The 12,504-nt window shown below is 70.3% G+C and carries 5 protein-coding genes; 4 read left to right on the forward strand and 1 reads right to left on the reverse strand.

The window, feature by feature from the left end:
• Positions 1 to 99 precede the first annotated feature (99 nt).
• From U9978_RS12130 to U9978_RS12145, 4 genes are read left to right on the forward strand one after another with little or no spacing between them, the layout of a single operon-like run.
• A complete protein-coding gene (locus tag U9978_RS12130; protein WP_322761204.1) occupies positions 100 to 4,017 on the forward strand; it encodes a phage resistance protein in 3,918 nt (1,305 codons plus the stop codon).
• Positions 3,999 to 6,944, forward strand: a complete 2,946-nt coding sequence (pglZ, locus tag U9978_RS12135) for a BREX-2 system phosphatase PglZ (RefSeq protein ID WP_322761205.1) — start codon at positions 3,999 to 4,001, stop codon at positions 6,942 to 6,944. Before U9978_RS12130 ends, pglZ begins: the two co-directional genes overlap by 19 nt.
• Positions 6,941 to 8,272 carry a BREX system ATP-binding protein BrxD gene (brxD, locus tag U9978_RS12140; RefSeq protein ID WP_322761206.1) on the forward strand — a complete coding sequence of 444 codons (1,332 nt, stop codon included), beginning with the start codon at positions 6,941 to 6,943 and terminating at the stop codon, positions 8,270 to 8,272. The genes pglZ and brxD overlap by 4 nt, the downstream gene beginning before the upstream one ends.
• Complete coding sequence (locus tag U9978_RS12145; protein ID WP_322761207.1) at positions 8,269 to 10,458, forward strand: DEAD/DEAH box helicase; 2,190 nt, start codon at positions 8,269 to 8,271, stop codon at positions 10,456 to 10,458. The genes brxD and U9978_RS12145 overlap by 4 nt, the downstream gene beginning before the upstream one ends.
• Before the next feature lie 24 nt (positions 10,459 to 10,482).
• On the opposite strand, the gene U9978_RS12150 is transcribed toward U9978_RS12145, so the two are convergent.
• The gene (locus tag U9978_RS12150) at positions 10,483 to 12,177 is read right to left on the reverse strand and encodes a right-handed parallel beta-helix repeat-containing protein (protein ID WP_322761208.1); all 1,695 of its coding nucleotides are present in this window, start codon (positions 12,175 to 12,177) and stop codon (positions 10,483 to 10,485) included.
• Positions 12,178 to 12,504: the final 327 nt, after the last annotated feature.

The raw sequence follows: 12,504 nt of genomic DNA on the forward strand, positions 1-12,504 counted from the left end.
GTGCTGGCGATATTAGAGCGCCCGGCAACAGGGATGCGGCGTCGCGGGGTGCGGCTGAGCCCGACAAACGGAGTGCACCGGTGCGTTACCGTGACGCGCGTGCCACCGACACATCAGGCTCTCCTGCGCGAGTTCATCCACATCCCGCAACGTACGAGCACCAGCGACTTCGTCCTCAAACTCACCGAGGGCGTCACCGACGCCGAGGCGACGTTGCGCGACTACGTCATCACCGATCGTCTTGTGGCGAACTTCGACCAGGCGCTTGGTCTGATCGCGTCCGCGGTCGGTGGAGGTGGATCGAAGGCCGCCTACCTGCACGGTTCATTCGGGTCCGGCAAGTCGCACTTCATGGCCGTCCTGCACGCCCTGCTGCGAGGTGAGCCCGCCGCCCGCCGCAGGGACGAGCTCGCCGGCGTGCTCGCCAAACACGACGCCTTTCTGGCCGGCAAGCGCTATCTGTTGGTGCCGTACTACATGCTCGGCGCCAAGTCGATGGAACAGCGGGTTCTCGGCGGCTACGCCGATTACGTTCGCGTCCTGCATCCGGACGCGCCGATCCCCGCGGTGCACCGCACCGACGCGTTGTTGGACAACGCCCGCCACCTGCGGGCCCGAATGGGCGACGCCAGGTTCATCGAGGGCCTGCCGGGTGGCAACGGCGGCGGTGACGGCGGTGACGGCGGTGACGGCGGAGATGACGGCGGTGACGGCGGAGATGGCGGCGGTGACGACGAGTGGGGCGAGGAGGAGCGGTACTGGACGCCGCAGCGGCTCGACGAGGCGTTCGCCGCCGGGCATGAGGACACACAGCGCCGCAGACTGGTCTCCGACCTACTCACCAGCTGGCTGCCCGTTTTCGCCGAGGACGCCCGGGAGGACGCGGAGGGGTTCATCTCCCTCGACCGCGGCCTGACCGAGATCGCCGCGCACGCCAAGAGTCTCGGCTACGACGGACTGGTGCTCTTCCTCGACGAACTGATCCTCTGGCTCGCCAACGCCATGGGCGACCAGGAGTTCGTCTCCCGGGAGGTCCAGAAGGTCACCAACTTCGTCGAAGGCGGGGACGCCCGGCGTCCCATCCCGATCATCAGCTTCATCGCCCGCCAGCGCGACCTGCGCGAGCTCGTCGGCGAGCATGTCGCCGGCGCCGTCCAGCTGAGCTTCCAGGACACCCTCAACCTCGCCAGCGGCCGCTTCGACCTGATCACTCTGGAGGACCGCAACCTCCCCCTCGTCGCCAACCGCCGCCTGCTCACCCCGGTCAGCGACGAGGCCCGGGTTGCGATCGAGGAGGCGTTCGAGTCCACGACCAAGGTCCGTCACGAGGTGTGGGACGCGTTGCTCGGCGCGGACGCCACCACCGGCGCCGACATCGGCTCGTTTCGGCTCAGTTACCCGTTCAGCCCCGCCTTCATGGACACTCTCGTCCACGTCTCCAGCGCCCTGCAGCGATCGCGTACCGCGCTCAAGCTGATGCGCCAGCTCCTCGTCGACCACCGCGACGACCTGCGGCTCGGCCAGCTCGTCCCGCTCGGCGACCTGTACGACGTGATCAGTCGGGGTGGGGACCAGCCCTTCACCGAGAAGCTCAAGGCCGAGTTCGAGGCGGCGCAGAAGCTGTACGAGACGCGCCTGCGTCCGTACCTGCTCGACCAGAACGGGCTCGGTGAGGACGACCTCGAGCGGATCCGCCGTACCCCGGCGGCGGTCGACCCTCCGCTCGATCCCCCGCTCGATCCCCAGCTCGCAGCCCGGATCCGCGCGTTCACCGGCGACGACCGGCTGATCAAGACGCTGCTGTTGTCCGCGCTCGCGCCCTCGGTACCGGCGCTGCGCAACCTGACCGTCCGGCGTCTGTCGGCGCTCAACCACGGCAGCATTACCAGCCCCATCCCCGGCCAGGAGAACACGCGGGTCGCCCGAAAGATCGAATCCTGGGCGGGCCGGTTCGGTGAGATCAAGTTCACCCCGGCCGACGACCCCGGTGTGTCCCTGGAGCTGGTCGGTGTCGAGGTCGACAGCATCCTCGCCTCCGCCGGGCACTACGACGGCATCGGCGCGCGCAAACTCCTGGTCAAGCGGTTGTTATGGGAGGAGATGGGTGTCGCCGCGACCGGTACGTTCGTCGACCACGCCGAGTTGACCTGGCGCGGCGGTAAGCGGTCGATAGAGATCTTCTTCGGCAACGTGCGGGATACCGACGAGCTGCGGGACGAGGCGTTCCATCCGCTCGACCCGTCCGCATGGCGGCTCATCGTCGACCACCCCTTCGATGAGGGCTCCCACGGCTCCGCCGACGACCGCCAGCGGGTGCAGACGCTCATCGAGTCCGGCGCCCAGCCGCGCACCGTGTGCTGGCTGCCCGCGCAGTTCACGGCCGCACGCCTCGGTGACCTGCGTCATCTGGTCGTCCTCGACGGGTTGCTCGGCGGGCAGCGCTTCGACAGCCACGCCCAGCATCTGAGCGCCGCCGACCGGCAGCGGGCCAGGGTGATCCTGGAAAGCCGGCGGGACGCGTTGCTGACCAGGATCCGCGGCGTGCTCCGCCAGGCGTACGGCCTGGCCCGCAAGCAGGCCGAGGACGTCGACGTCGCCTTCGACGATCACCTGCTCACCTTGTGGCCCGGACTGCGCCCCGTCCTGCCGGTCGGTGCGGCGATGAAGGATGCGCTGCGGCGGATCGCCGGGGACATGCTCGTCGAACAGTTCCCCGCCCATCCGGACTTCGACCCCGACCGCGCCGGCGCGGTCGTCCGGCCCGCCGACGCGAAGATCGTTTTCTCCTACGTACGCGCGGCCGTCGAAGCGGACGACGGCCGCGTCGAGGTCGCCAAGGCCGACCGGGCGACGATGAAGCGCATCGCCAACCCGCTCGGGCTGGGAGAGATGCACGAGGCCGCGTTCGTCGTCGGCCGTCACTGGGTCGAACACTTCCAACGGATGGCGGCCAAGGAGGAGATCGCAGGCGACCTCACGGTCGCCAACCTGATCCGGTGGACCGACGAACCTGATCCCCGCGGTCTGGAGCGGCTCGTCGCGTGCCTGGTCGTCGCCTGTTTCGCCGAGCAGACCGACCGGGTATGGCTGCGCCACGGCGGTCTCCTCGACCCGTCTCCCGAGATCAACGCGGTCAGTGGTGACATGGCTCTGCGGGAACAGCGGCTGCCCGCCCAGCAGGAGTGGGACACCGCCCGCGCCCGCGCGGCGAAGATCTTCGGCGTGGCGGCTCCGACCCTGCTGCGCGGCCGGCTGGTCCGCGACTTCGCCGCCGAGGTAGGTCGCAGCGCCCGCCACCACGGCCCGGACTCGCGTGCCCTGGTGGAACAACTCGAACGGCACGCGGCGCAGCTCGGTCTCGACGCGGATGCGGAGACCGGGCGACTGCACACGGCCCGTCGCGCTCTCGACCTGCTCGAGTCGCTGGCCGGCCTACGGGCCGGGGCAGAGATCGTCACCTGTCTGGGCGGCGCGGACCTGGGCGGGCCGGCTGACCGGATAGGCAGGAGCGTCAAGAGCGCTCGTACCGTCGCGGACGCGCTCGCCACGGCACCGTGGGACACCTTCGAGATGATCGACCGGCTCGCGGAACCCCACCGGGCCGCGGCACAGGCCATCCTGGACGCGCTGAGCCGGACTGCGCGCAACGACGAGTTGACCGGGTCCCTGCCACCGGCGCTCGTGATCACCCGGGCCGACACCACCGCTCTGCTGCGCCGGGTCCTGCCCGCCACGCCACCGCCTGCACCGCCTGCACCGCCTGCACGGCCTGCACGGCCTGGTCCGCCACCGCCACCTGGTCCGCCACCGCCACCTGGTCCGCCACCGCCACCTGGTCCGCCACCGCCACCGCCACCGCCTGCGCCCCCGCGGACCGGCCGGCGGGGCGAACAACGCTGGCGGGTTCCGGTCACCGACCGGGACACGGCCGATCTCGACAGGGCCGTGGCCGAGCTGCGCGATGCCGCCGCCGGGCAGCCCGGCGAGGTGGAGATCACGTGGCGACCGGCGCCGTGACATACCCGGCCGCCGCGTCGGCCCGGGTGCCGCGGATCAGCCCGATCGCGCTCGAGCAGCGCGTACGCCGTCTGCTGCGCCCGGCGGGCAGCCGACCGGGGACGCTGACGCATCCGATCGTCCTGATCCGCGCCGAGCCGGTCTGGGAGGGTGAGGCCGAGTTCCAGGTCGACGGCAAGGATGTCCGGGTGGTGCCCTGCGTGTCACCACTCGCGGTGCTTGAGCAGACAACCGCATGGTCCGGGACGCCCGGCGGCCGGCTTCTCGTCCTGCTCACCGACCGGGAGGAAGGCGAGCTCGGTGACAGTGTGCTGAGCCAGGTCCACCGGCACCGGGTCCATGTCGTGGAGCCGTGGGCGCTGGTGGAGGAAAGTTTCGGCGCGGCCCGCCTGGACCCCCGGCTCGCCGGGGAGCGGTGGGCCGCCCAGGCGCTGCTCGACGCGATGCCGCCAGGCGGGTGGCCCCGGTTGCCCGGCGCAGTGTTGAGCCGGGACGCCGCGGTGAGCCAGCTCGCCGCACGCCGGCTGGGCCTTGACCGGCTCGGGCTGGGCGCCGACGGGATCGATGCGCCGGCGCTGCTGCGCTGGAGCTTCCTGCCCGGCGCCACGGAGGCGTTCCGCGCGCTGCGTGCCGAGGAACGACGGGGACTCGTCGACTGGCTCACCGCCAGGACGGGCCGGGCCGCGCGCGCGTTGTTCGCGTTGGTCGATTCCGGCCGGGGGAGCGATGCGCTACCGCTGGGCCTGGTGTGTGCGTGCCTGTGGGGACCGGATAGGCCCGCCGGGAGTGAACGGGCACAGGGGCGAGTCGAGGCGTACTTCGGCGACGGGCAGCGTGACGCCCCGCATCTCGACGACGCCACGCTGCGGGCCTTCGCCGCAGTGGCCCACGACGTGATCGTCGGCCTGCTCGATCGCGCGGCGAACAGTCCCGGCGGATCGGGCGGGGAGGACGGGTACGCACCCGCGGTGCTCGACCGTGCCGAGGAACTGCTCCTCCAGTTCGGCGCACAGGAGGCGGGGCGGGTCAGCGATGTGCTGCCGTCGGGCTTCGAGCATCGGGCCGGAGTCTTCGCCGCCGCCGTGCGAGCCTGCCTGCCCGGCTTCGATCCGGAGCAGGTGGCAGTGTCGGCGGCCGCGGTCGCCGATCTGCGACGCCACCGCCTGTCCCGCGCACGGCACCGCCGGGTTGAGCAGGTGATGATGGCCCAGCGGCTGGTCCAGTGGCTCGCCACCGGGACCGGGCCGCCGCAGAGCGCGGGAGCCGGCGTCGACGCGCACCTCGCCGACTGGGGTTGGGCCGACGTCGCGTTGCAGCACATCTGGGCCGGTGAGGACGTCCATCCAGCGCTGTCCGCGGCATACCGGGCCGTGTACGTCGCCGGAGCGCAGCGCCGCCGCGGCCTTGACGATGCGTTCGCGCGTCGCCTGGCGGCGTGGACGTCGGCGGGCACCCCTCCCGGCGAGGCCCTCGTCGTGGAGACCGTGCTCCAACGGGTCGTCGCCCCGATGCTGCGCGCGGACGGCGCTCGGGTGCTGCTCGTCATCCTCGACGGCATGAGCGCGGCCGTCGCCGTCGCGCTGGCCCAGGATCTGCGAGGTGAGGGCTGGCAGGAGTACGACCCCATCGGCGAGCCCATCGGCGAGCCGCTCAGCACCGAACCCGGCGCTCCGGCTCGCCGTCGAGCGGCCATCGCCGCGCTTCCCACGGTGACGGCCGTCTCCCGTGCCTCCCTGCTGTCCGGGCGGCTGACCGAAGGGGGCCAGGACGACGAGAAGGCCGCCTTCGAACGGCACCGGCTCTGGCGCGGCCAGAGCGTCCGGCTGTTCCATCGCGGTGACCTGCACGGTGGTCCCGGCACCCGCCTGGCCACCGGGCTGACCGAGGCGTTACACGGCGACGCCGCGGTGGTCGGTGTGGTCATCAACACCGTCGACGACAGCCTCAACGCCGGCCACGAGGGTTTCGACACCGGTTGGACGGTCTCGAAGATCTGGGGGTTGCAGGCTGTCATGGCCCATGCCCGTGCCACCGGGCGGGCTGTGGTGCTCACCAGCGATCACGGGTACGTGCCCGAGCACGGCGGTCGGATGACGGGCGCCCCCGACGCTCTTTCGGCGCGGCACAGGTCCGGTGAGGGGCCTGTAGCCGACGGTGAGGTCGAGCTGGCCGGGCCGCGGGTGGTGGTCCCCGGTGGTCGGATTGTCGCCCTGTGGAATCCTGAGCTGCGCTATACCGCCCGCAGGGCCGGCTACCACGGCGGCGCGTCCCCGGCCGAGGTAACCGTTCCCGTACTGGCATTCCTGCCCTTCGCGCCCTCAGGCACGGACATGGTGCCACCCCGCTGGCGGCCGTTGGCCGACCAGCGTCCCGGCTGGTGGTCGCTTGAACAGGCTCCCGCCGGTGTGACGTCAGCGGCACCGCCACCACTGCATCCCGCCGTGGCTCCTGCGCCGCGTAGGACCAGGCGCCGGGCGCCGGTGCACGAGGGCCAGGCGGCGTTCGACCTTCCCGCGCCGGAGCACGCGCCGGGGTACGCGCCGGAGCCCACGCCAGCCGTGGGCACGCCCGTACCGACATCGGTACCCGCATCCGCACGAACGGGGGTGGATGCCGTGGTCGAGGAGTTGCTCGCCACGGAGATGTTCAGGGCTCAAGCCGGGTTGACGCCGCGTACGGTGCCCACCAGGAAGATCGCCGCTGCGCTGGCCGCGCTGCTGCACGCCAACGGCAGGCTCGCGACCGCTGTCGTGGCTGAACGGGCCGGTGAGCATCCGGGCCGGGCGGTCGGCTTCGCGACCACGCTGCAGCGGATCTTCAACGTCGACAACTACCCGGTGCTCTCATTGATCGACGACAGTCGGACCGTCCGGCTCGACGTGGTCCTGCTGCGCGAGCAGTTCGGCCTGTCCGGCAGGCTCCGGTGAACGCCAGGGCCAGTACCAGGGCCAGCGTCGTGCGGCGCCGGGACGTGCTCGACGCGTTGCGCCGCGGAGCGGTGCCCGAGTCGGGCCTTGATCTGCTCGCGGTCGGCCTGCGTCGATTCGAGAGCGCCGTAGCCGACGACCTCGCGGCGGTTGCGGCGGGAAGCTCGGTCTTCAAAGCCGTGCGGGGGGAGTACGGCTCCGGGAAGACGTTCCTCACCCGCTGGTTGGCCGAGCGGGCTAAGCAGCTGAACCTTGCAACAGCAGAGGTGCAGATCTCCGAGAACGAGACGCCGTTGCACCGCTTGGAAACGGTCTACCGTCGACTCACCGAACGGCTGGCCACCGCGACCTTTCCACCGAGCGCGCTGCGCCCTGTCGTGGACGCCTGGTTCTACGCCCTGGAGGACGATGTTCTCGCGGCCGGCGGGGTGGATCCGGCCGACGCAGCGGCGCTCGAACGAGCGGTGGGTGATCTGCTCGAGGGGCGGCTGGCGGACGTCGGCCGGGCAGCCCCCGCCTTCGCCGCTGCGCTGCGCGGCTACCGGGCCGCGACCGCCACCGGCGACCAGGCCACCGCGCAGGCCGTGCTCGCCTGGCTGTCTGGTCAGCCGCACGTCGCCGGATCCGCCCGGCGTGCCGCCGGGGTACGCGGGGACCTCGACCACTTCGGTGCCCTCGGTTTCGTCCAGGGGCTGCTGGTCGTCCTGCGCGACAGCGGCTACCGGGGCCTGCTGGTCGTGCTCGACGAGGTGGAGACCCTGCAACGGGTCCGCTCCGACGCACGCGACAAGGCGCTCAACGCGCTGCGGCAGCTCATCGACGAGGTGCACGGCGGCCGCTTCCCCGGTCTCTATCTGATCATCACTGGCACGCCCGCCTTCTATGACGGGCCGCAGGGTGTACAGCGGCTTCCACCGCTTGCCCAGCGGCTCGCGACCGACTTCACCACCGACGCCCGTTTCGACAATCCGCGGGCGGTGCAGATCCGGCTGCCCGGATTCACCCTGGATTCGCTCGTCGAGCTCGGGGGTAAGGTCCGCGAGCTGTACGCGGACGGCTCGGCCGCGCCCGAACGGATCCGCACGGTCGTCGACGACGGCTACGTCGCAGACCTCGCCGCGGCCGTGGCCGGCCAGCTCGGTGGCAAGGTAGGGGTCGCGCCCCGGCTGTTCCTGAAGAAGCTCGTCGGTGACGTCCTTGACCGGGTTGATCAGTTCGGTGACTTCAACCCACGGCGCGACTACCCGTTGACGGTGGCCGCGGCCGAGCTGACCGAGGTGGAGCGCAACGCGGCCTTCGCCGATGACGTCCAGCTCGACCTGCCGTGAGCGACGATGCCGACCTGCTGCATCCGGTCGTCCTCCACCACATCGTCAACACACTCGCCTGGCCGAGACTCCGCCCGCTCCAGGAGGAGTCGGTAGCGCCGCTGATCGGCGGTGACGACGCCCTGCTGCTCGCGCCGACCGCCGGCGGCAAGACCGAAGCGGCCCTGTTCCCGCTGTTGTCCCGGATGGCGGCGGAAAACTGGAGCGGGACCTCGTTGGTGTACCTCTGTCCGCTCAAGGCGCTGCTCAACAACCTGGAGCCACGGCTGGCCACCTATACCGGTTGGCTCGGCCGCCAGTCGGCGGTATGGCACGGTGACGTCACGGACCGGCGACGGAAGGCCATCCTGCGTGCCCGTCCCGATGTTCTGCTGACGACGCCGGAGTCGTTGGAGGCGATGCTCGTCAGCGTCAACGTCGATCATCGCTCCTTCTTCTCCGACCTTCGTGCCGTCGTCGTCGACGAGATCCACTCCTTCGCCGGTGACGATCGTGGATGGCATCTGCTCGCTGTCGTCGAACGGTTGCAACGGCTCGTTGGACGGGACGTCCAACGGGTGGGGCTCTCGGCCACCGTCGGCAATCCGCAGGATCTTCTGCGCTGGCTGCAGGGATCGGCGGCGGGCCGGCGTCCCGCCCGGGTGGTCGCGCCCCAGGTGCGGGGGATGCCCGCGCTCGTGCCGGGGCTGGGGCCGGGATCGGGATCGGGATCGGTTGATCCTCCCACCGCTGACATCGAGCTGGACTATGTCGGATCGGTCGCCAACGCCGCAACCGTGCTCGCGGCGCTGCACCGGGGCGAGAAACGTCTGGTCTTCTGCGATTCGAAAAAGCTCGTCGAAGAGCTCGGCCAGGCACTGCGACAACGCGGAGTCACGACTTTCCTTTCCCACGCGTCATTGTCCGCGGACGAGCGGCGCCGTTCGGAGGAGGCGTTCGCGCAGGCCCGGGACTGTGTGATCGTCGCGACGAGCACGTTGGAACTGGGCATCGATGTCGGCGATCTTGACCGGGTCATCCAACTGGACGCACCCGGCACTGTTGCGTCGTTTCTGCAGCGTCTGGGCCGCACCGGACGCCGGCCGGGCGCCGTACGCAACTGTCTTTTCCTGGTGCTGTCCGATGGCGCGCTGCTGCGGGCCGCCGGCCTGCTCCTGCTGTGGGGACAGCACTGGGTTGAGCCGGTTGTTCCGCCCCCGCAGCCACGCCACATCGTCGCCCAGCAGATCCTCGCGCTCTGTCTCCAGGAGAACCGCGTCGGGGACCGATCGTGGAGCCAGGAGTGGAACGGCCTCGCCCCGTTTGACCGCGGCGGCGAACCGATCCTGGGCCACCTGGTCAGGCAGGGGTACCTGGACACCGACAGCGGAATGATCTTCATTGGTCCGGAGGCGGAACGCCGGTTCGGCCACCGGCATTTCTCTGCGCTGACCGCAGTCTTCACCGCGGCGCCGGAATTCAGCGTCCTATCCGGCCGCGACGAGATCGGACGGACCGACCCGGTGCTGCTGACCGAACAGGTGGCAGGGCCACGCCTTCTTCTGCTCGGCGGCCGGAGCTGGCGCGTCACTCACATCGACTGGACGCATCGGCGCTGCTACGTCGAACCGGCCGACGGCGGCGGGAAAGCTCGCTGGATCACCTTCGGGATGGGCGGATTGTCCTTCTGGCTGACCCGGGCGATGCGGGAGATCATGCTCGGCGCCCGGCCGCCGGTGGCGATGACGACGCGTGCATCCCGGCGCCTCGACGCGATAGGTGCGCGGCACCCCGACACCGTTCATGCGCGGGGCACCGTCATCGTCCGGGACGACAACGGGGACGTGCGATGGTGGACGTGGGCCGGGTACAGGGCCAACCTCACGCTGACCGCCACCCTCGCGGACATGGCCGATCCGCTTCAGCGCGCCGACGAGGCGTTCATCCGGCTGCGCGCCGACCTGACCGCGCAGATGTGGCAGGCCGCAACCGCGGATGCAGGTGAGCGGCTCTGTCTGCCGCACGTCGGGGAGCAGGCGCTGGCCGGCCTCAAGTTCAGCGTCGCCCTACCGGCCCGACTCGCCGAGGCCACGCTCGCCGCGCGTCTCGCCGATCTTGAAGGCGCCGGTGCCGTCCTGGCCGAGCCGGTTCGGTTCTCCCATCACAGTGGTCCGGCTGTCGGTCCGGCTGCCGGACCAGCTGGGTAGGGCGGTGTCAGAGCGGGCCTGTCCTCACCGGGTGCAGGTCACGTTGGTCAGGCCGCTGGCCGCCGCGGTGGCGGTGTTGCTGCACGAGACGGTGTTCCTGGTCCTGTCCGGCTTGTCGATGCTGACGCCGTAGCCGGGGCCGCGGACGTCGAGCGTGTTGCCGGTGATGATGTTTCCCGTGCCCCAGCCGTCGAGGAGGACATGGGTCTGGATCCCGTCCTTCGGACTGTTCACACCCCTGTTGCCCTCGATGCGCCAGTTGTTGCCCTTCACATCCACCCAGGAGTCCGCGGAGTTCGCCCCGGTGATCGTCGAACCGTCGAAGCTGTTGTTGCTCAGAACGCCACCGGTTGTTGCTTCCTTGATGTCGACGGCCTCGGCTGTGACCCCGCTGATGCTGTTGCCGATGATCTGGTTGCGGTCGGAGTTGTCCGGCTTCCCGCCGCTGAACTTCTCCCAGTTCGACTTGGCCGTGCCGATGTAGATGCCCTCGCCGAAGCCGCGATCCTTGCGGCCGGTGCCGTTGACGGTGCATCCCACGACGAAGTTGTCGGTGGAGAAGTTCCGCAGGTGGATGGCCTCGTCGCCGACGTTGCGCACCAGCAGCCCGGTGATGACCGCGCCGCTGGTCTGGTCGGTCATCACCCCCTTCTGGCCGTTCTGGATGGTGAAACCCTCCAGGCGCCAGTAGTCGGCGTTGTCGAGATGGAAGCCGTAGCCTTCCTTGATCGACCCTCCGTCGATCACTGCGTTGCGTGAGCCACGCACCGTGATCGGAGCCTTCGCGTTCGCAGGCTGGCTGGCGACGAAGTGGCCGCTGTACTGACCGTCCGCGAGATCGATGAGGTCTCCCGGCTGGGCGGCCGCGAGCGCGGTCTTCAGTTGATCAGCGGTGGACACCGGGACTGTCCGCAATGGGGCCGGCGCGGTTGGTACCTGTGCCAGCACGGCGGCTGGTACCTCGGCGGTCGGCGCGGCGGCCGGAGCCGACGTGGCCGATGTCGATCCATCCCCGGTGGATGTGAAGGTGGCTGTTACTTCGGCGCTGTCGGTGTTCGTGCGGACCCGCGCGGTCAGTGTGTGTTTGCCGCCGGCCACAGCGTCGAGGTGGACCGTGAACGGTGCCTCCCGGTCGTCGACCACCGTGTTGCCGTCGAGGGAGAACTTGACGCGCTCGATCTTGTCGAGGGTGTCCGTACCCGGGTTCAGGGTGACATCCACAGCGGCCGACACGGACTGCCCGTCCAGCGGGCGCGTGTCGGCGGCAAGCACCCAGCGGCCGGATGGACCGGCGGATGCCTGCGGGCTCGCCGCGGCCGTGGGTCCGGTGGTACCGGCGACGTGCGGGGCCGAGGAGCCGCCTCCGCCACTCAGAACGACGACGAGGAGGACAAGGATGACGACGACAGCCGCGATTGCGCCGCCGAGCGGCAGCCACCGCCGGCGCCGCCCGGCCAGCACCGCATGGAAACCCTGCCGGTGTCTCGCCGGTCGGGCGACGGCGGTGGTGTCGCCACTGCGACTACCGCTGCCGGTGTCGTCGCCACTGCCGGTGTAGTCGCCACTGCCGGTGTGGTCGCCGTAGCCGGTGTAGTCGCTGTTGGCTTTGTAGCCAGCGTTGTCGGCATAGTCGCTCATGCCGGTGTCGCCATCGTTGCCGGAGCTGTCAGCGCTGCCGGTGTCGTCGCGGGAGCGACCGTCCGTTGAGGTAGGTCCCATCCGCTGCTCCCCGTCATGCGATGTCTGCAACTGATCCGTACCGGAGCATACTGGGGCCTTCGAGGGCGACCGTGACCGACCGGTTGTCCGCCGATCGCCCGCGCTTCTCGGAAGTCTGCGCGTCGGCCGGCGAATATGATCACACAGCTCGGCGGACTGCCCGTAGGAGAGCGCCGGTGCGTGTCGGGTCCCGGCCGATGGTTCCACCGGGTACCGGGTGAAGTGGGACCAGCGAAAATCCGGGATATCTGTGCCGACGCGCCTGGAATGTCTCCGGTGGCCTCGTCCGGTTCTGGCCCGTCGATTCTCTCTTAGAGCGACCGGCAA

Origin of the sequence: Protofrankia sp. Cr2 (assembly GCF_963555885.1) — a bacterium.
In the GTDB taxonomy this organism is placed as follows: Bacteria; Actinomycetota; Actinomycetes; order Frankiales; family Frankiaceae; genus Protofrankia.